Genomic DNA, 18,582 nt, shown 5'->3' with positions numbered 1-18,582 from the left:
ATTGTAGCACTGCGAAATGAGAAAGGGAGCTACAACTTCGTGAACGTCGTGGCTATCAATGGCTTCATTGTAGCACTGCGAAATGAGAAAGGGAGCTACAACATACCAAATACCCTTAACGTCAGGCGCGTAATTGTAGCACTGCGAAATGAGAAAGGGTCTATCCAAATAAAAAAGCACCACCTAAACAGGTAGTGCTTTTTTATTAATATGCTTATTCAGCAGAATCAGCTGCTTTATCAACCAATTCAACCAATGCCAAAGGAGCATTGTCGCCTTTACGGAAACCGTATTTCAGTACACGAACATAGCCGCCGTTACGAGCAGCAAAGCGTGGACCTAATTCGTCAAACAATTTAACTACAACATCACGATCGCGAGTGCGGTCAAAAGCCAAACGACGGTTTGCCAAAGAAGGTTTTTTACCCAAGGTAATCAAGGGCTCAACTACGCGGCGCAATTCTTTTGCTTTAGGCAAAGTTGTCACGATGGTTTCGTGAGTCAACAAGGAATTCGCCATATTGCGCAGCATCGCAGCACGGTGGCTGCTAGTACGGTTTAATTTGCGGTTGCCATTACGATGACGCATGTCATTATCCTTTAATCTTCAAACTTACGGCTTTTCTAAGCCTACAGGCGGCCAAGCTTCTAATTTGGAACCTAATGTCAGACCTTTAGAGGCCAACACTTCTTTGATCTCATTCAAAGATTTACGACCCAAATTAGGGGTCTTGAGAAGCTCGGTTTCAGTACGTTGAATCAAATCGCCAATATAGTAAATATCTTCAGCTTTCAGACAATTAGCTGAACGTACGGTTAATTCCAAATCATCTACAGGACGCAGCAAGATAGGATCGATAGGAGGCGCTTTTTCTTCAACCTCTTCAACCGGAGTACCTTGCAGATCTGCAAAAATAGACATTTGGTCAATTAAGATACGTGCGGCACTACGTACAGCTTCTTCTGGATCAATAGAACCATTGGTTTCAATATCCAAAACCAATTTATCCAAATCCGTACGTTGCTCTACGCGTGCAGGTTCAACTTCAAAGCTAACACGACTGATGGGCGAAAAGCTCGCATCCAACTGAATCGCACCAATCTGTTTGTTCTCATCACGCAAAACGCGACGGCCTGAAACAGATTGATAACCACGACCTTGCTCTACTTTAATTTCCATGTCGATTTGGCCATTGTCAGCCAAGTGGCAAATAACATGTTCAGGATTGATGATTTCCACATCGTGTGGCAAATCAATATCACCAGCTACAACAGCACCGGCACCTGTTTTTTTCAAAGTCAACTGAACTTGGTTACGACCGTGAAGCTTGAATACGATACCTTTAATGTTCAAGAGAACGTCGACAACATCCTCTTGAACACCATCAATAGTAGAGTATTCGTGCAATACGCCGGAAATAACTACTTCAGTTGGGGCAAAGCCATTCATGGATGACAGTAAGATACGACGCAAAGCATTACCTAAAGTATGACCAAAACCACGTTCAAATGGCTGCATAGACACCTTGGCCCGAGTGGAAGACAAAGTATCTACATCGATTTGACGAGGTTTCAAAAATTCGGTTGTGCTATTTTGCATTTAACTGTCCCTCATTGAGCTAGCATTATTTAGAGTAGAACTCTACCACCAGCTGTTCATTAATATCGCCAGACAATTCTGAGCGATCCGGCATATTTTTGAATACGCCTTCCAATTTGTCGGCATCAACAGATACCCAGCTTGGCAAGCCAATTTGAGTAGCCAGGCTCAATGCTTCTTGGATACGTACTTGTTTCTTAGCTTTTTCACGAACAGCTACAACATCACCTGCTTTAACTTGGAAAGAAGGGATATTAACAACTTGACCGTTTACAACGATAGCTTTATGAGAAACCAATTGACGTGCTTCGGCGCGAGTAGAGCCAAAACCCATACGGTAAACGACATTGTCCAAACGAGACTCCAGCAATTGCAGCAGCAATTCACCGGTAGAGCCTTTACGACGAGCTGCTTCCGCGAAGTAACGACGGAATTGACGCTCTAATACGCCATAAATACGACGAATTTTTTGTTTTTCACGCAATTGCAAACCGTAGTCTGATAAACGTGGTTTTTTTGCACCGTGTTGACCAGGTGCAGAATCCATTTTACATTTGGAATCCAAAGAGCGACGTGCACTCTTCAAAAACAGATCCGTACCTTCGCGACGTGCTAATTTACATTTAGGGCCAATATAACGTGCCATGTTTTAAATCACTCCAATATTAAATACGACGTTTTTTAGGCGGACGGCAACCGTTATGAGGCAACGGGGTAACGTCAGTAATGCTGGTAATCTTGAAACCAAGAGCGTTTAAAGCACGTACAGAAGATTCGCGACCAGGGCCAGGGCCTTTAATGCGAACTTCTAAATTTTTAACGCCATACTCTTGGGCAACTTTACCAGCTGCTTCTGCTGCAACTTGTGCTGCAAATGGTGTACTTTTACGAGAACCTTTAAAACCAGCGCCGCCAGAGGTAGCCCAAGACAATGCATTGCCTTGACGGTCAGTGATTGTAATGATGGTATTGTTGAAAGATGCATGAACGTGCACAATACCTTCGCTTACGGTTTTACGTACTTTTTTACGTACACGCGAAGCTGTGTTTGCTTTAGCCATTAATCAAATTCCTTAAAATTTATTTCTTACCGGCAATCGCTTTGCGCGGACCTTTACGGGTGCGAGCATTTGTGCGAGTGCGTTGACCACGACAAGGCAAGCCACGACGATGACGGAAGCCACGATAGCAACCCATATCCATCAGTCGTTTAATGCTCATCGTTACTTCACGACGCAAATCGCCTTCAACTTCATATTTAGCAACTTGCTCACGCAAAGCGTCTAATTGAGCCTCGTCCAAATCTTTTGCTTTAGTAGCAGGAGCAATATTTGCTGCCTCACAAATCAATTTAGCACGAGTCGCACCAATACCATAAATAGCCTGAAGGCCAATTACGATATGGGCATTATTAGGGATATTTACCCCTGCAATACGAGCCATATTTTTTCCTTTTTAGGGCAAAGTATGTCACTATACCACAAAATCAATAGTTAAGAAAACTAGCTTCTTAACCTTGACGTTGTTTGTGACGTGGGTCAGTACAAATTACGCGAACTACACGATTACGACGAATAATCTTGCAATTGCGACAAATTTTCTTTACAGAAGGTTGTACACGCATTTTATTTCCTTTTATCGTTTATCTTGCTCGGAAAACAATCCGAGCACGGGTTAAATCATAAGGAGTTAATTCAACTGTTACCTTATCACCTGGAGAAATACGGATATAGTGCATCCGCATTTTGCCAGATATATGACCAAGTACTACATGATCATTTTCCAGTTTTACTTTAAATGTTGCATTGGGCAGAGTTTCAAGGATTTCGCCCTGCATCTGTATGGTATCTTCTTTAGCCATAAGCCTACTTACGTGACAAAGATTTCATATCTGGACGACTCATCAAGTCTTCATACTGACTACTCATTCTATATGAATTGATTTGTGTCCTAAAATCCATTGTAACGACAACCAAAATAAGCAGAGATGTTCCACCTAAATAGAAAGGAACTTTCAATGCCGTCGTTAAAAATTCAGGTATCAGACAGATTATAGTGATATACAAAGCACCAAATAATGTCAGTCTCAGTACAACTTTTTCCAAATATCTAGAGGTTTGCTCACCTGGGCGAATACCCGGTACAAATGCGCCACTCTTCTTCAAATTTTCAGCCATCTCTTTAGGGCTAAATACTAAAGCAGTATAGAAATAGCAGAAGAAGATGATAGTTGTGGCAAATAATACAATATACAAAGGCTGTCCGTGTTGCAGCATTGCAGCAACCTTATGAAGAACAGAATTCGTGCTATTTGAACCAAACCAACCTAAAAGTGTAGATGGAAATAAAATGATACTGGAAGCAAAAATAGGAGGAATAACACCTGCCATATTTAGCTTGAACGGCATATGAATGCTTTGTCCCGGCATCATTCCAGAGCCAAACTGCCTTTTAGCATAATGTACAGGAACTTTACGCTGAGCACTCTCAAAATAAACTACAGCATAGATCAACAGCAAAATACCAATCACAATGGATACTGCCATCAACATACTCATGGAACCTTGTTCAGTCAAAGTTAACAACCGAACAATACCGGATGGGATACCCGATACAATGCCTGCTGTAATAATTAAAGAAATACCATTACCAATACCACGCTCGGTAATTTGCTCCCCTAACCACATCAGAAACATAGTACCTGTAACCAAACAGACTACTGTAGAAATATGAAACTCAAGCGAACTCGTTACAACAACACCTTGTTGATAAACAAATGTTGCAACACCAAAGCTTTGCAATACAGCCAATAATACCGTCCCATACCTAGTATATTTCGTAATTATTTTCCTACCAGCCTCACCTTCCTTCTTTAAAGCTTTTAAAGAAGGAACAATTTCAGAAGCAAGCTGAACAATAATCGATGCCGAAATATAAGGCATGATACCAATTGCAAATATACTAAAGCGCTCCAACGAACCACCCGAGAACATATTTAACATTCCGAATATGCCGTTTGCAGCGCCTTCGTATAACTTAGCTAATGCAACAGCATCTACGCCCGGTACCGGTATATGAGCACCAATACGGAAAACGACTAAAGCACCTAAAAGGAACACCAGACGTTTTTTCAGATCACCAAATTTGGATAATCCTGATAAAGATTGTTGATTAGCCACTGTAGTGCAAGCCTTATTCTTCTACTTTACCACCGGCAGCTTCAATAGCAGCTTTAGCACCTTTAGTAGCTTTTACACCTTTCAAGGTAACTGCTTTTGAGATTTCACCAGAAGCAATAACTTTTACATTAGAAGCAGTTGCAGGAATCAGACCAGCTTGTTTAAGAACCAAGACATCAATCTCGTTCACAGCAATCAGATTTAATTCACTCAAACGAACTTCAGCATTCGCGGCAGCAGTCAAAGATTTGAAACCACGTTTCGGCAGACGGCGTTGCAAAGGCATTTGACCGCCTTCAAAACCTACCTTGTGGAAGCCACCAGAACGGCTTTTTTGACCTTTATGACCACGACCACCTGTCTTACCCAAGCCGCTACCAATACCACGGCCTACACGACGACTAGCGTGAGTAGCACCCTCAGCAGGTTGAATAGTATTCAAAAACATATTAAGACTCCACTTTCAACAAGTAGCTGATTTTATTGATCATGCCACGGTTTTCAGGGGTATCCAAAACCTCTACAGTATGTTCACGGCGGCGCAAACCTAAACCGCGAGCACATGCACGATGAGATTCAATTGTACCGATCAGGCTCTTAACCAATGTAACTTTAATCTTTTTTTGCTCAGTCATGGTTAGCTCCCAAAATATCTTCTACTGTCAAGCCACGTTTAGCAGCAATATCAGCAGGGGTATACAGTTTAGACAAACCGTCTAATGTAGCGCGTACAATATTGTAAGGATTAGTAGAACCATGTACTTTAGCTGAAATGTTATGGATACCCATAGCATCAAATACTAAACGCATTGGACCACCAGCTTTCACACCGCTACCTTCTTTAGCAGGTTGCATAAATACTTTAGTAGCACCATGACGACCAATAACCTCATGATGAATAGTACCGTTTTTCAAAGGTACTTTAATCATAGAGCGTCGAGCTTGATCCATTGCCTTTTGAACAGCAACTGGTACTTCTTTTGATTTACCTTTGCCCATACCGATGCGACCATCACCATCACCAACAACAGTCAGTGCAGAGAAAGCCATGATACGGCCACCTTTAACTACTTTAGTCACGCGATTAACTGCGACCATCTTTTCAATCAGGCCATCACCGCGTTCTTCAATTTCATGTTTTGCCATCTGAAAGTCTCCAAATATTAGAAGCTTAAACCATTTTCACGTGCAGCTTCAGCCAAAGCTTTCACACGACCGTGATATTGGAAACCTGAACGGTCAAAAGCAACTTTTTCAACACCTACTGCTTTAGCTTTTTCAGCAATACGCTTACCAACTACAGCTGCTGCTTCAACGTTGCTACCTGATTTCAGGCTACTACGTACTTCAGCTTCCAATGTAGAGGCTTGAGCCAATACTTTATCACCTTCAGCACTAATTACTTGAGCATAAATATGATTATTGCTGCGGAACACACATAATCTTACCATTTTCAAGTCCGCAATACGCGCACGGGTTTTGCGTGCACGACGGAGTCGGGTTGTATGTTTATCCATTAGTGAACCTCAATTATTTTTTCTTGGCTTCTTTCATCACTACTACTTCACCTACATAACGAACACCTTTACCTTTATAAGGTTCAGGAGAACGGAATGCACGGATTTCAGCAGCGACTTGGCCAACCACTTGTTTATCTGCACCAGTCAAAACGATTTCTGTTTGGCTAGGAGTTTGAACAGAAACACCTTCAGGCATTTCGTATACGATTGGATGAGAGAAACCCAGAGACAAGTTCAAAACTTTGCCTTGAGCTTGGGCACGATAACCCACACCAATCAATTGAAGTTTTTTCTCAAAACCTTCAGAAACACCCTTAACCATGTTATTAACCAATGCACGAGCAGTACCAGACATAGCATTAGCCTGTTTACTATCATTTTTTGCAGCAAAAGTCAATTTACCATCGTTCAGTTCAATAGCAACATCGGAATGCAAAGGAAAAGACAATTCGCCGTTTTTACCTTTGATAACCAATGCCTCTGTTCCGAATTTTACTTCTACACCAGCAGGAACAGTCACTGGGTTTTTTGCGACGCGTGACATTTACTTTTCTCCACTAGGCTACGATGCACAACAACTCACCACCTACACCCTCAGAACGGGCTTTGCGATCAGTCATTACACCTTTAGAAGTACTAACAATAGCGACACCCAAACCATTCATTACGCTAGGGATCTCACTTGATGCTTTGTAAATACGCAAACCTGGACGTGAAACACGTTTAATTTGCTCAATCACAGGACGACCTGCATAGTATTTCAATTGAATTTCCAATACCGGTTTTGCATCAGCAGAAACCGCAAAATCCTCGATATAACCTTCTTCTTTCAGAACTTTTGCAATTGCACATTTCAGTTTAGAGGAAGGCATGGCAACTGCTGCTTTATTAGCACGTTGCGCATTGCGAATACGAGTCAACATATCGGAAATAGGATCATGCATACTCATTATTTATACTCCTATTACCAGCTAGCTTTAACAACACCAGGGATCTCGCCACGCATAGCGATTTCACGGATTTTAATACGGCCCAAACCAAATTTACGGAAAGTGCCACGAGGACGACCTGTTAAAGCACAACGACGACGTTGACGTACAGGTGCTGCATTACGAGGAATGGATTGAAATTTCAAACGTGCTTCAAAACGTTCTTCTTCAGTCGCATTAGCATCATTAATAACAGCGAAAATTGCCTCACGTTTAGCTGCAAACTTTTTCGCCAATGCTTGACGTTTCAGCTCACGATTAATAAGTGCTTTCTTAGCCATGATTATCCTTTAAACGGAAACTTGAACAGTGACAACAAAGCTTTCGCTTCTTCATCAGTTTTTGCAGTAGTTGTAATAGTAATATTCAAACCACGCAAAGCATCGATTTTATCGTATTCAATTTCCGGGAAAATAATTTGCTCACGAACGCCCATATTGTAATTGCCACGACCATCAAATGATTTACCGCTTACACCACGGAAGTCACGTACGCGAGGCAACGCAATAGTAATCAAACGATCCAAGAATTCAAACATTTGATCACGACGCAATGTTACTTTGCAACCAACTGGATAGTTATCACGGATTTTAAAACCTGCGATAGATTTACGAGCAACAGTAACAACTGGTTTTTGACCAGCAATTTTCTCTAAATCAGAAACAGCATGCTCCATAACTTTTTTATCAGCAACAGCTTCACCTACACCCATATTCAAGGTGATTTTTTCAATACGTGGAACTTCCATTACTGATTTGTAACCAAATTGTTTAACCAATTCAGGAACAACTGTATCTTTATAAAACTCTCTCAAACGAGCCATGTTATCTCCTTATGCTCCAATGATAGAGCCATTTGATTTGAAGAAACGAACGCGTTTAACTTTGCCTTCATTTTCAATCAGCTTAATACCAACACGGTCTGCTTTATTAGTTTCCGGATTCAGGATTGCAATATTAGAAATATCCAAAGGCATTTCTTTAGTAATAATGCCACCCTCAATACCACGCATTGGATTAGGTTTTTGATGGCGTTTTACGACATTAACACCCTCAACAACAACTTTATCACCCAACACTCGAACTACTTGACCTTGCTTACCTTTATCTTTACCGGTAATCACTACAACCTGATCGCCTTTAATGATCTTATTCATCGCGCTATTCCTTATAATACTTCAGGCGCCAATGAAACGATTTTCATAAATCGCTCAGTACGCAATTCACGGGTTACCGGACCAAAAATACGGGTACCCAGAGGTTCAAGTTTATTATTCAACAACACAGCAGCATTGTTATCGAATTTAATTAACGCACCATCAGGACGACGCACACCCTTAGCAGTACGAACAACTACTGCATTGTATACATCACCTTTTTTGACACGACCACGTGGGGCTGCATCTTTAACTGCAACTTTAATAATGTCGCCAACAGAAGCGTAGCGACGCTTAGATCCGCCCAATACTTTGATGCACATTACGCGACGCGCACCAGAGTTATCAGCCACATCTAAGATGGTCTGCATTTGAATCATATTAGTACCTTTAAATTAACCAACTTAATTTACCACTTTCATATAACTCGCACCTTACTTTAAGCTGCTTATTAAATGAAACCATCACGGTTCTAGTAAACCAGTCTTGGATCCCGAAGGGAGAGAAACTTCCATAAGAAGCTGGAAGATAAGAAACGAAGTTTACACGCAAATTAACTTTGCTGCAAGACTTCGTTTCTTATTAAGCTACATTACTGTGTTTTAAATCAAACAGTACGTGCTTTCTCAACCAATTCTTTTACAACCCAAGACTTGGTTTTCGACAAAGGACGAGATTCCTCGATTACCACTACATCACCAATACCATATTGATTGTTTTCATCATGAGCATGGATTTTAGTTGATAAACGAATAATTTTACCGTACAGAGGGTGTTTAACTTTACGCTCAACCAATACTGTAACAGTTTTGTCCATTTTGTCGCTTACCACTTTGCCTTGCAAAGTACGAACATTTTTAGCTTCGCTCATTACTTAGCACCTTTTTCAGTTAAAATGGTTTTAATACGAGCAATATCGCGACGTACACGTTTTAACTCGCTAGATTTACCCAACTGACCGGTTGCATTTTGCATGCGTAAGCCAAACTGAGCTTTCAACAAGTCCAACAAATCAGAGTTTAATTGCTCAATAGATTTGTCTTTCAATTCATTTGCTTTCATTATTGACCCACCTGTCTTACTACAAAGGTTGTAGGAATAGGCAATTTGGCAGCGGCCAATTCAAATGCTTCACGAGCCAAAGACTCAGGAACACCGTCCATTTCGTACAATACTTTGCCTGGTTTAACTTCAGCAATGTAATATTCCACATTACCTTTACCGCCACCCATACGAACTTGGATAGGTTTCTCAGTAATTGGTTTATCAGGGAATACACGAATCCAAATACGACCGCCACGTTTAATATGACGAGTCATAGTACGACGAGCAGCTTCGATTTGGCGGGCAGTCAAACGACCACGGCCTACGGCTTTCAAACCGAATTCACCGAAACTTACTTTGTTACCGCGAGTAGCAATACCGGTGTTACGGCCTTTTTGTTGCTTGCGATATTTCAGTCTAGTTGGCTGCAGCATTACGTCCACCTGCCTTTCTTTGTTTCTTCTCATGCTCAGGTTTAGAAGATTTAATATTACCTTCTGTATAAACCCAAACTTTCAGACCCAGTACACCATAAGTAGTGTGCGCTTCGCTAGTTGCATAATCTACGTTCGCACGCAAAGTATGCAAAGGTACGCGACCTTCACGGTACCATTCGCTACGAGCGATATCAGCACCATTCAGACGGCCTGAAGTCATGATCTTGATGCCTTTAGCACCAGAACGCATTGCATTTTGCATTGCACGTTTCATAGCGCGACGGAATTGAACACGTTTTTCAAGCTGCTGAGCAATACCATCAGCAATGATTTGCGCATCCAATTCAGGACGACGAATCTCTTCAATATTTACATGAACAGGCACACCCATCAGAGCTTGCAAGTCACGTTTCAAGATTTCGATATCCTCACCTTTTTTACCAATAACCACACCTGGACGAGCAGAGTGAATGGTAATACGTGCAGATTTAGCAGGACGCTCGATCACTACGCGACCAACTGAAGCATTGGCCAGTTTTTTACGCAAGTAGTTACGAACATCAATATCTTGTTTCAAAACAGTAGAAAAGTCGGTGCTTTTAGCAAACCATTTTGAAGCCCAGTCTTTAGTTACCGCCAGGCGAAAGCCTGTAGGGTTAATCTTTTGTCCCATAGCTTTTCCTTAGTTGCCCACTGTCACGTTAATATGACAAGTTTGTTTCTCGATGCGGTTACCGCGACCTTTGGCACGAGCTTGGAAACGTTTCAAGCTTGGGCCTTTGTCAACAAAGATAGTTACCACTTTCAGTTCGTCAATGTCAGCACCATTATTGTGCTCGGCATTGGCGATTGCTGATTCCAATACTTTTTTAATCAGCTCAGCACCTTTTTTAGGACTGAATGCCAAGATATTCAAAGCTTGGGCAACGTCTTTACCACGAATCAAATCAGCTACCAAACGAGCTTTTTGAGCTGAAATACGGGCGTTTTTATGTTGTGCACTTACTCTCATGATTCACCTTATTTCTTTTTAGCCTTTTTATCAGCCAAGTGGCCTTTAAAGGTACGGGTCAATGAGAACTCACCTAATTTATGACCAACCATGTTATCGCTGATAAACACAGGCACGTGAGTGCGACCGTTGTGTACAGCGATAGTCAGACCAATGAAATCAGGCAAAATGGTAGAACGACGTGACCAAGTTTTAATTGGGCGTTTGTCGTTGCTTGCACGAGCAGCATCTACTTTTTTCAGCAAATGCAGGTCTACATATGGGCCTTTTTTTAATGAACGAGCCATACTAATTAACCTTTATTTGAGTAACGACGACGAACAATCATGTTATCCGTGCGTTTGTTATTACGAGTGCGGTAGCCCTTAGCAGGAGTACCCCATGGGCTAACCGGTTCGCGAGCCTCACCAGTACGGCCTTCACCACCACCATGTGGGTGATCAACAGGGTTCATTACAACACCGCGAACGGTCGGACGAATACCACGCCAGCGGTTAGCACCAGCTTTACCGATTTTTTTCAGGCTTTGTTCTTCGTTGCCAACTTCACCGATAGTTGCACGGCAATTTACGCTAATTTTGCGCACTTCACCAGACCGCAAACGAACTTGTGCGTAAGCACCTTCTTTTGCAAGCAATACCGCAGAAGCACCAGCAGAACGTGCAATTTGTGCACCTTTACCTGGTTTCATTTCGATACAGTGAATAGTTGTACCAACAGGAATATTGCGGATCGGCAGAGTGTTACCTACTTTGATAGCAGCTTCAGCACCGGAAACCAATACTGCACCGGCTTGAATACCACGAGGAGCAATGATGTAGCGACGCTCACCATCTGCATAGCACAACAGTGCAATAAATGCAGTACGGTTAGGGTCATATTCGATACGCTCTACTTTTGCAGGGATACCGTCTTTGTTACGTTTAAAATCTACAACGCGGTAATGATGTTTATGGCCACCACCTTTATGACGGGTAGTAATATGACCATTATTGTTACGACCGGCAGTAGAATTTTTCTTTTCCAGCAGAGGTGCATAAGGTGCACCTTTGTGCAAACCTTCTGTTACCACGCGAACCATGCCGCGACGGCCTGCAGAGGTCGGCTTCATTTTAACGATTGCCATTTTGTTTATTCCTTATCTGCAGCTGCAGCAGCGGCTTCCAAATCCAACTCTTGGCCTGCAGCCAGGCTTACATAAGCCTTTTTAATATCGCTGCGACGACCTAAAGTGCGACCAAAACGTTTAACTTTACCTTTAATGGTAACAGTAGTAACGTCTGCAACTTGAACGCCGAACAGCAGCTCAACAGCCGCTTTAATTTCAGGTTTAGTTGCATTTGCCAAAACTTTAAACGTCATTTGGTTACGTTTTTCAGCCAATACGTTGCTTTTTTCAGAAACGATAGGTGCCAAGATTACTTGAGTCAAACGTTGTTGATTCATACCCATTGCTCCTCTAATTGTGCAACTGCATCTTTAGTAATAACGACTTTTTTGTAACGCAGCAAGCTGTAAGGATCAACTTGTTGAGCTTCCAAAACCAATACGTTAGGCAAGTTGCGTGAAGCCAAGTAAACATTCTCGTCGAGCTGTTTAGTTACAAACAGAACTTGCTCCAAACCCAAATTTTTCACTTGTTCAGCAAAAACTTTGGTTTTAGGAGTTTCAGCAGTCAATGCTTCGATTGCAAACAAACGTTCATCTCGAGCCAATTGGGACAAAATAGTCGCCATACCGGCACGATACATTTTACGGTTCACTTTTTGAGTGAAGTTTTCATCAGGTTTGTTTGGGAATGCACGACCACCTTTACGCCACAGCGGAGAAGAAGTCATACCGGAACGAGCACGACCAGTACCTTTTTGGCGCCATGGTTTTTTAGTAGAGTGGTTTACTTCGGCACGAGTTTTTTGCGCACGATTACCAGAACGGGCATTTGCCAAGTAAGCAGTAACCAGTTGGTGAACCAGAGCTTCATTGTATTCGCGAGCAAACAAAGCATCAGAAACAGCCAAGCTGCCAGATACTTGTCCTTTAGCGTCAATTACTTTCAATTCCATTACGCACCTACTTTCACGCTAGGACGAACCACGACGTCGCTGTTAACCGAACCCGGAACAGCACCTTTAACCAACAAGAGTTGGCGTTCAGCATCAACACGTACAACTTCCAATTTTTGAACAGTTGCTTTAGTGTTACCGTATTGACCTGCCATTCGTTTACCAGGGAACACGCGACCAGGGTCTTGTGCCATACCGATAGAACCAGGAACACGGTGGGAACGGGAGTTACCGTGGGAAGTACGTTGAGCACCGAAGTTATGACGTTTGATCGTACCAGAGAAACCTTTACCTTTAGAGGTACCGGTTACATCTACCAATTGACCAACTTCAAACATAGAAACGGTAATTTCATCACCGGCTTTCAATTCAGCCAGTTTTTCTTCAGTCAAAGCAAATTCAACCAAACCGCGACCAGCTTCAACACCTGCTTTAGCAAAGTGACCGGCTTCAGTTTTGTTGACACGATTAGCTTTTTTCTGACCAAAGGTAACTTGTACAGCAGTGTAGCCGTCAGTATCTTTGGATTTCACTTGTGTAACGCGGTTGGCAGACATATCCAAAACAGTTACCGGAACAGAAACACCCTGTTCGTCGAACACGCGAGTCATACCAACTTTGCGTCCAACCAGACCTAAAGTCATGATTATTTTCCTTTTAAGTAAAGGGGCGGGCTACGATTGGCCTGCCTTTCAGACAAAGTTAAACTTGATACGGATGTACCAAGTCTGCCATTATAATTGACAAATCAAAGAAATATCAACAAAAATTTCAATTTAACTTCTTAAACCCATCATTTTTTCGGATGAAGGGTTACCAAATATCTGAAAATTTTCAGACTGCCTAAGAATTCTATAAAAAACCGAACAGCCAAGCTGTTCGGTTTTTCAGTTCTTATTGAACTTTAATTTCTACATCTACACCTGCTGGAAGATCCAGTTTCATCAGTGCATCAGTAGTTTTATCAGTCCAGTCCACGATGTCCATCAGACGCAAGTGGGTACGGATTTCCAATTGTTCACGAGAAGTTTTGTTCACGTGAGGGGAACGCAAGATGTTGAAACGTTCGATTTTAGTTGGCAAAGGAATCGGACCTTTAACAACAGCGCCAGTACGTTTGGCAGTTTCAACGATTTCTTGCGCAGAACGGTCAATCAGACTGTAATCATAAGCTTTCAGGCGGATACGGATTTTTTGGTTTGCCATTTATCAATATCCCTCAATTAAGCGATTACAGAAGAAACCACACCCGCACCTACGGTACGACCACCTTCACGAATCGCAAAGCGCAGACCTTCTTCCATAGCGATTGGCGCAATCAGTTCTACAGTAATGGTTACGTTCTCACCTGGCATTACCATTTCTACACCTTCTTCCAAAGTAACTGCACCAGTTACGTCAGTAGTACGGAAGTAGAATTGTGGACGGTAGTTAGCGAAAAATGGAGTGTGACGACCACCCTCTTCTTTGCTCAGTACGTATACTTCTGCTTTGAACTTGGTGTGAGGAGTGATAGTACCTGGTTTAGCCAATACTTGACCACGCTCTACGTCTTCACGTTTAGTACCACGCAGTAATACGCCTACGTTGTCACCAGCTTGACCTTCGTCCAGCAGTTTGCGGAACATTTCAACGCCGGTACAAGTAGTTTTTTGGGTTGCTTTCAGACCTACGATTTCGATCTCGTCACCAACATGGATGATACCGCGCTCTACACGACCGGTTACTACTGTACCACGGCCAGAGATAGAGAATACGTCTTCGATAGGCAACAAGAAAGGTTTGTCCACAGCACGCTCAGGTGTTGGGATGTAGCTGTCCAAGGCAGCAGCCAATTCGAAGATTTTTTCTTCGTAAGCAGCGTCACCTTCCAAAGCTTTCAGTGCAGAACCTTGTACGATTGGGCAGTCATCGCCTGGGAAGTCGTAGCTTGACAACAAGTCACGGATTTCCATTTCAACCAGTTCCAACAGCTCGGCATCGTCAACCATGTCGCATTTGTTCATGAATACGATGATGTAAGGTACACCTACTTGGCGAGCCAACAGGATGTGTTCGCGAGTTTGTGGCATAGGACCGTCAGCTGCGGAACATACCAAGATCGCGCCGTCCATTTGTGCAGCACCGGTAATCATGTTTTTAACGTAGTCGGCGTGGCCCGGGCAGTCTACGTGCGCGTAGTGACGGGTTTCAGTTTCGTATTCTACGTGTGAGGTATTAATGGTAATACCACGAGCTTTTTCTTCAGGAGCGTTGTCAATTTGGTCGTAAGCTTTTGCAGCGCCACCGAATTTTTTAGCCAAAATAGTAGTCAAAGCAGCAGTCAGAGTGGTTTTACCATGGTCAACGTGACCGATGGTGCCAACGTTTACGTGCGGTTTGCTACGTTCAAATTTTTCCTTAGCCATGAGCTAATTCCTTTACATATAAAGATCGATTAAAGAACAATGGCCGTCTGAAAATTTATTTTCAGTTTCAGACGGCCTTTTCTGATTAGCCTTTGCGGGCTTCAGTTACAGCAGCAGCTACGTGAGCAGGAGCTTCAGCGTATTTTTTGAACTCCATGGAGTAAGTAGCGCGGCCTTGGGTTGCAGAACGCAGGTCGGTTGAGTAACCGAACATTTCTGCCAGAGGTACTTCGGCACGAACTTTCTTACCGCCGATACCGTCATCATCCATACCCAATACAACGCCACGACGACGGTTCAAGTCGCCCATTACATCACCCATGTATTCTTCAGGCGTTTCCACCTCAACTGCCATGATTGGTTCCAACAGAGCTGGATTGGCTTTACGCATACCTTCTTTAAAGGCTTGAGAAGCTGCCAATTCGAAGGCCAATTGTGAAGAGTCGACATCATGCGAAGAACCGAAGATCAAACGTACGCGTACGTCAACTACTGGGTAGCCCGCAACGATACCGTTAGGCAGGGTATCGCGGATACCTTTATCGACAGAAGGAATGAATTCGCGAGGAATCACACCACCTTTAATTTCGTCGATAAATTCGTAACCTGCACCACCCGGTTCCATAGGTTCCATTTTGATCACAACGTGACCGTATTGACCTTTACCACCAGATTGTTTAGCGTGTTTGTATTCTGCTTCAACTTCTTTGCGGATAGTTTCACGATATGCAACTTGAGGCGCACCAATGTTAGCTTCCACACCGAATTCGCGTTTCATACGGTCAACAATAATTTCCAAGTGCAACTCACCCATACCGGAAATAATGGTTTGACCAGATTCTTCATCTGTACGAACGCGGAAAGAAGGGTCTTCCTTAGCCAAACGGTTCAGGGCAATACCCATTTTCTCTTGGTCGGCTTTGGTTTTTGGTTCAACAGCAATGTGAATTACCGGCTCAGGGAATTCCATGCGCTCCAAGATAATCGGCGCGCTTTCTGCGCACAAAGTTTCACCGGTAGTAACATCTTTCAGACCGATAGCAGCGGCGATGTCGCCAGCGCGTACTTCTTCAATTTCAGTACGGTCCGCAGCAGTCATTTGCACCAAACGACCGATACGTTCGCGAGTACCTTTTACAGAGTTCAATACGGTATCACCGGATTTCACGACACCAGAGTAAACGCGAATGAAAGTCAGCTGACCAACGTATTTGTCGTTCAACATTTTGAACGCCAATGCAGAGAATTTCTCTTCATCGCTGGCTTGACGGCTGTCTGCTTCTTCAGTGTTAGGGTTAACACCTTGAACAGGAGGAATGTCGGTAGGAGCAGGCAACAATTCTACTACTGCGTCCAACATACGTTGAACACCTTTGTTTTTAAATGCAGAACCGCACAACATTGGTTGGATTTCACCTGCCAAAGTACGTTGACGCAATGCGCCTACGATTTCTTCTTCGGTCAGCTCTTCACCACCCAAGTATTTATCCATCAATTCTTCGCTGGCTTCTGCTGCGGCTTCAATCATGTTTTGACGCCATTCTTCAGCAGTTTCAACCAACTCCGCAGGAATATCGCCATAGGTAAAGGTTGTACCTTTATCAGCTTCGTTCCAGATGATAGATTTCATTTTCAGCAGGTCAACAACACCACTGAAGCTATCTTCTGCACCAACCGGGATTACGATAGGTACAGGGTTCGCGCGCAAACGGGTTTTCATTTGCTCGACAACGCGGAAGAAGTTGGCACCTTGACGGTCCATTTTGTTTACAAATGCCAAGCGAGGAACTTGGTATTTGTTAGCTTGACGCCATACGGTTTCAGATTGAGGTTGAACACCACCTACTGCACAGTAAACCATTACTGCACCGTCTAATACACGCATAGAACGCTCTACCTCTACGGTAAAGTCAACGTGTCCCGGGGTATCGATGATGTTGAAACGGTGTTCAGGGAACTGTTTCGCCATACCGGACCAATAAGAAGTCACAGCAGCAGAAGTAATGGTAATACCACGCTCTTGCTCTTGTTCCATGTAATCGGTAGTTGCTGCACCGTCATGCACCTCACCCAACTTATGAGTCAAACCTGTATAGAACAGAATACGTTCTGTTGTGGTTGTTTTACCCGCGTCAATATGGGCAGAAATACCAATATTGCGATACAGGCTGATAGGGGTCTTACGAGCCATTTTGTTAGCCTTTCAATATTAGAAACGGAAGTGAGAGAATGCTTTGTTAGCTTCAGCCATACGGTGTACTTCTTCACGTTTTTTCAACGCACCGCCACGACCTTCAGCCGCATCAATCAATTCGCCTGCCAAGCGCAGGTCCATAGATTTCTCACCACGTTTACGGGCCGCGTCGCGAACCCAGCGCATTGCCAAAGCCAGACGACGTGAAGGACGAACTTCAACAGGAACTTGGTAGTTTGCACCACCTACACGGCGGCTTTTCACTTCCACGATAGGTTTGGCGTTTGCAATGGCTTCGTTAAATACTTCGATTGCTACTTTGCCGGTTTTTTTCTCAATTTGTTCCAGTGCACCGTAAACGATACGTTCTGCAACAGATTTTTTACCGTCAATCATCAATACGTTCATGAATTTAGTCAGTTCAACGCTGCCGAACTTAGGATCTGGCAGTACGTCGCGCTTAGGGACTTCTCTACGTCTTGGCATTTTAATTTCCTTTAATCTATTCAGTTGGGTCAATTCCCATGAATACCCAATTGAGTATTCACTTACTCGGCCGTTGTTCAGCTTAGGCGGCCGACGTGCCTATTTGAGTCCCGATAATTATTTAGGACGCTTAGCACCGTATTTAGAACGGGCTTGTTTACGGTCTTTAACACCTGCAGTATCCAAGGAACCGCGTACAGTGTGGTAACGTACACCTGGCAAGTCTTTTACACGACCGCCGCGAATCAATACGACGCTGTGCTCTTGCAGGTTGTGGCCTTCACCGCCGATATATGAAATGACTTCAAAACCGTTGGTCAGGCGAACTTTACATACTTTACGCAATGCAGAGTTAGGTTTTTTAGGGGTAGTTGTGTATACACGGGTGCACACGCCACGTTTTTGCGGGCAAGCTTCTAGTGCAGGCACTTTGTTTACGTACACAGGCTTTTGACGACCTTTGCGTACCAATTGGTTAATAGTTGGCATATTTT

The 18,582-nt window shown here is 43.2% G+C and carries 33 protein-coding genes; all 33 read right to left on the bottom strand.

The window, feature by feature from the left end; translation table 11 throughout:
- Positions 1 to 214 precede the first annotated feature (214 nt).
- Complete coding sequence (gene rplQ / locus ACTHS8_RS08605; RefSeq protein ID WP_003684792.1) at positions 215 to 589, bottom strand: 50S ribosomal protein L17; 375 nt, start codon at positions 587 to 589, stop codon at positions 215 to 217.
- Between the two features lie 24 nt (positions 590 to 613).
- The gene (locus ACTHS8_RS08600) at positions 614 to 1,600 is read right to left on the bottom strand and encodes a DNA-directed RNA polymerase subunit alpha (RefSeq protein WP_003684706.1); all 987 of its coding nucleotides are present in this window, start codon (positions 1,598 to 1,600) and stop codon (positions 614 to 616) included.
- A gap of 25 nt (positions 1,601 to 1,625) precedes the next feature.
- Complete coding sequence (gene rpsD, locus ACTHS8_RS08595; RefSeq protein WP_039863983.1) at positions 1,626 to 2,246, bottom strand: 30S ribosomal protein S4; 621 nt, start codon at positions 2,244 to 2,246, stop codon at positions 1,626 to 1,628.
- A 19-nt stretch (positions 2,247 to 2,265) separates the two neighbouring features.
- Positions 2,266 to 2,661 carry a 30S ribosomal protein S11 gene (rpsK, locus tag ACTHS8_RS08590; RefSeq protein ID WP_002216249.1) on the bottom strand — a complete coding sequence of 132 codons (396 nt, stop codon included), beginning with the start codon at positions 2,659 to 2,661 and terminating at the stop codon, positions 2,266 to 2,268.
- Positions 2,662 to 2,680: 19 nt separating this feature from the next.
- A complete protein-coding gene (gene rpsM / locus ACTHS8_RS08585; protein ID WP_063075322.1) occupies positions 2,681 to 3,043 on the bottom strand; it encodes a 30S ribosomal protein S13 in 363 nt (120 codons plus the stop codon).
- A 67-nt stretch (positions 3,044 to 3,110) separates the two neighbouring features.
- A complete protein-coding gene (rpmJ, locus tag ACTHS8_RS08580) occupies positions 3,111 to 3,224 on the bottom strand; it encodes a 50S ribosomal protein L36 (RefSeq protein WP_003697674.1) in 114 nt (37 codons plus the stop codon).
- Positions 3,225 to 3,242: 18 nt separating this feature from the next.
- Positions 3,243 to 3,461, bottom strand: coding sequence for a translation initiation factor IF-1 (infA, locus tag ACTHS8_RS08575; RefSeq protein WP_003684714.1), 219 nt, complete (start codon positions 3,459 to 3,461; stop codon positions 3,243 to 3,245).
- 4 nt (positions 3,462 to 3,465) lie between these two features.
- Positions 3,466 to 4,779, bottom strand: coding sequence for a preprotein translocase subunit SecY (gene secY, locus ACTHS8_RS08570; RefSeq protein WP_154954173.1), 1,314 nt, complete (start codon positions 4,777 to 4,779; stop codon positions 3,466 to 3,468).
- Between the two features lie 13 nt (positions 4,780 to 4,792).
- Complete coding sequence (gene rplO / locus ACTHS8_RS08565) at positions 4,793 to 5,227, bottom strand: 50S ribosomal protein L15 (protein ID WP_004520192.1); 435 nt, start codon at positions 5,225 to 5,227, stop codon at positions 4,793 to 4,795.
- A 1-nt stretch (position 5,228) separates the two neighbouring features.
- Positions 5,229 to 5,414 carry a 50S ribosomal protein L30 gene (rpmD, locus tag ACTHS8_RS08560; protein ID WP_003684808.1) on the bottom strand — a complete coding sequence of 62 codons (186 nt, stop codon included), beginning with the start codon at positions 5,412 to 5,414 and terminating at the stop codon, positions 5,229 to 5,231.
- Entirely contained in the window at positions 5,407 to 5,925 is a 519-nt protein-coding gene (rpsE, locus tag ACTHS8_RS08555; RefSeq protein WP_003684704.1) for a 30S ribosomal protein S5, read from the bottom strand. Before rpsE ends, rpmD begins: the two co-directional genes overlap by 8 nt.
- A 17-nt stretch (positions 5,926 to 5,942) precedes the next feature.
- On the bottom strand, positions 5,943 to 6,296 hold the full coding sequence (rplR, locus tag ACTHS8_RS08550; protein WP_003749287.1) for a 50S ribosomal protein L18: 354 nt from the start codon (positions 6,294 to 6,296) through the stop codon (positions 5,943 to 5,945).
- A 13-nt stretch (positions 6,297 to 6,309) separates the two neighbouring features.
- Complete coding sequence (gene rplF, locus ACTHS8_RS08545; protein WP_039408163.1) at positions 6,310 to 6,843, bottom strand: 50S ribosomal protein L6; 534 nt, start codon at positions 6,841 to 6,843, stop codon at positions 6,310 to 6,312.
- A gap of 13 nt (positions 6,844 to 6,856) precedes the next feature.
- Complete coding sequence (gene rpsH / locus ACTHS8_RS08540) at positions 6,857 to 7,249, bottom strand: 30S ribosomal protein S8 (protein ID WP_003684738.1); 393 nt, start codon at positions 7,247 to 7,249, stop codon at positions 6,857 to 6,859.
- A gap of 14 nt (positions 7,250 to 7,263) precedes the next feature.
- On the bottom strand, positions 7,264 to 7,569 hold the full coding sequence (rpsN, locus tag ACTHS8_RS08535) for a 30S ribosomal protein S14 (RefSeq protein WP_003684736.1): 306 nt from the start codon (positions 7,567 to 7,569) through the stop codon (positions 7,264 to 7,266).
- Between the two features lie 2 nt (positions 7,570 to 7,571).
- Positions 7,572 to 8,111 (bottom strand): 50S ribosomal protein L5, encoded by a 540-nt coding sequence (rplE, locus tag ACTHS8_RS08530; RefSeq protein WP_003684750.1) that lies wholly within the window; start codon positions 8,109 to 8,111, stop codon positions 7,572 to 7,574.
- 9 nt (positions 8,112 to 8,120) lie between these two features.
- Positions 8,121 to 8,444, bottom strand: coding sequence for a 50S ribosomal protein L24 (rplX, locus tag ACTHS8_RS08525; RefSeq protein ID WP_003684754.1), 324 nt, complete (start codon positions 8,442 to 8,444; stop codon positions 8,121 to 8,123).
- An 11-nt stretch (positions 8,445 to 8,455) separates the two neighbouring features.
- Positions 8,456 to 8,824 carry a 50S ribosomal protein L14 gene (gene rplN, locus ACTHS8_RS08520; RefSeq protein WP_002215434.1) on the bottom strand — a complete coding sequence of 123 codons (369 nt, stop codon included), beginning with the start codon at positions 8,822 to 8,824 and terminating at the stop codon, positions 8,456 to 8,458.
- A gap of 227 nt (positions 8,825 to 9,051) precedes the next feature.
- On the bottom strand, positions 9,052 to 9,315 hold the full coding sequence (rpsQ, locus tag ACTHS8_RS08515; protein WP_003684766.1) for a 30S ribosomal protein S17: 264 nt from the start codon (positions 9,313 to 9,315) through the stop codon (positions 9,052 to 9,054).
- Positions 9,315 to 9,506, bottom strand: coding sequence for a 50S ribosomal protein L29 (rpmC, locus tag ACTHS8_RS08510; RefSeq protein ID WP_003684705.1), 192 nt, complete (start codon positions 9,504 to 9,506; stop codon positions 9,315 to 9,317). The genes rpsQ and rpmC overlap by 1 nt, the downstream gene beginning before the upstream one ends.
- Positions 9,506 to 9,922, bottom strand: a complete 417-nt coding sequence (gene rplP / locus ACTHS8_RS08505) for a 50S ribosomal protein L16 (RefSeq protein ID WP_003684741.1) — start codon at positions 9,920 to 9,922, stop codon at positions 9,506 to 9,508. The genes rpmC and rplP overlap by 1 nt, the downstream gene beginning before the upstream one ends.
- Positions 9,906 to 10,598 (bottom strand): 30S ribosomal protein S3, encoded by a 693-nt coding sequence (rpsC, locus tag ACTHS8_RS08500; RefSeq protein ID WP_003684753.1) that lies wholly within the window; start codon positions 10,596 to 10,598, stop codon positions 9,906 to 9,908. The genes rplP and rpsC overlap by 17 nt, the downstream gene beginning before the upstream one ends.
- A gap of 9 nt (positions 10,599 to 10,607) precedes the next feature.
- On the bottom strand, positions 10,608 to 10,937 hold the full coding sequence (gene rplV, locus ACTHS8_RS08495; protein ID WP_003749277.1) for a 50S ribosomal protein L22: 330 nt from the start codon (positions 10,935 to 10,937) through the stop codon (positions 10,608 to 10,610).
- Between the two features lie 8 nt (positions 10,938 to 10,945).
- The gene (rpsS, locus tag ACTHS8_RS08490) at positions 10,946 to 11,224 is read right to left on the bottom strand and encodes a 30S ribosomal protein S19 (protein WP_002215422.1); all 279 of its coding nucleotides are present in this window, start codon (positions 11,222 to 11,224) and stop codon (positions 10,946 to 10,948) included.
- A gap of 5 nt (positions 11,225 to 11,229) precedes the next feature.
- Positions 11,230 to 12,063 carry a 50S ribosomal protein L2 gene (gene rplB / locus ACTHS8_RS08485; RefSeq protein ID WP_003684813.1) on the bottom strand — a complete coding sequence of 278 codons (834 nt, stop codon included), beginning with the start codon at positions 12,061 to 12,063 and terminating at the stop codon, positions 11,230 to 11,232.
- 5 nt (positions 12,064 to 12,068) lie between these two features.
- Positions 12,069 to 12,383 carry a 50S ribosomal protein L23 gene (rplW, locus tag ACTHS8_RS08480; protein WP_197459389.1) on the bottom strand — a complete coding sequence of 105 codons (315 nt, stop codon included), beginning with the start codon at positions 12,381 to 12,383 and terminating at the stop codon, positions 12,069 to 12,071.
- Positions 12,380 to 13,000, bottom strand: coding sequence for a 50S ribosomal protein L4 (gene rplD / locus ACTHS8_RS08475; RefSeq protein ID WP_003684798.1), 621 nt, complete (start codon positions 12,998 to 13,000; stop codon positions 12,380 to 12,382). Before rplD ends, rplW begins: the two co-directional genes overlap by 4 nt.
- Positions 13,000 to 13,644: a 50S ribosomal protein L3 gene (gene rplC / locus ACTHS8_RS08470; protein WP_004464584.1), complete on the bottom strand. Its 645-nt coding sequence runs from the start codon at positions 13,642 to 13,644 to the stop codon at positions 13,000 to 13,002. Before rplC ends, rplD begins: the two co-directional genes overlap by 1 nt.
- 250 nt (positions 13,645 to 13,894) lie before the next feature.
- Positions 13,895 to 14,206 carry a 30S ribosomal protein S10 gene (gene rpsJ / locus ACTHS8_RS08465; protein ID WP_002642322.1) on the bottom strand — a complete coding sequence of 104 codons (312 nt, stop codon included), beginning with the start codon at positions 14,204 to 14,206 and terminating at the stop codon, positions 13,895 to 13,897.
- 17 nt (positions 14,207 to 14,223) lie between these two features.
- A complete protein-coding gene (gene tuf, locus ACTHS8_RS08460; protein WP_440373472.1) occupies positions 14,224 to 15,408 on the bottom strand; it encodes an elongation factor Tu in 1,185 nt (394 codons plus the stop codon).
- 85 nt (positions 15,409 to 15,493) lie between these two features.
- Positions 15,494 to 17,599: an elongation factor G gene (gene fusA / locus ACTHS8_RS08455; protein ID WP_063076706.1), complete on the bottom strand. Its 2,106-nt coding sequence runs from the start codon at positions 17,597 to 17,599 to the stop codon at positions 15,494 to 15,496.
- Between the two features lie 18 nt (positions 17,600 to 17,617).
- Entirely contained in the window at positions 17,618 to 18,088 is a 471-nt protein-coding gene (rpsG, locus tag ACTHS8_RS08450) for a 30S ribosomal protein S7 (RefSeq protein WP_002240962.1), read from the bottom strand.
- Between the two features lie 117 nt (positions 18,089 to 18,205).
- A complete protein-coding gene (rpsL, locus tag ACTHS8_RS08445; RefSeq protein ID WP_002218431.1) occupies positions 18,206 to 18,577 on the bottom strand; it encodes a 30S ribosomal protein S12 in 372 nt (123 codons plus the stop codon).
- Positions 18,578 to 18,582: the final 5 nt, after the last annotated feature.

The organism is Neisseria sp. P0016.S008 (assembly GCF_051957775.1).
Classification (GTDB): Bacteria; Pseudomonadota; Gammaproteobacteria; order Burkholderiales; family Neisseriaceae; genus Neisseria; species Neisseria flavescens_B.
This window is presented reverse-complemented; position numbering and strand designations above follow the sequence as displayed.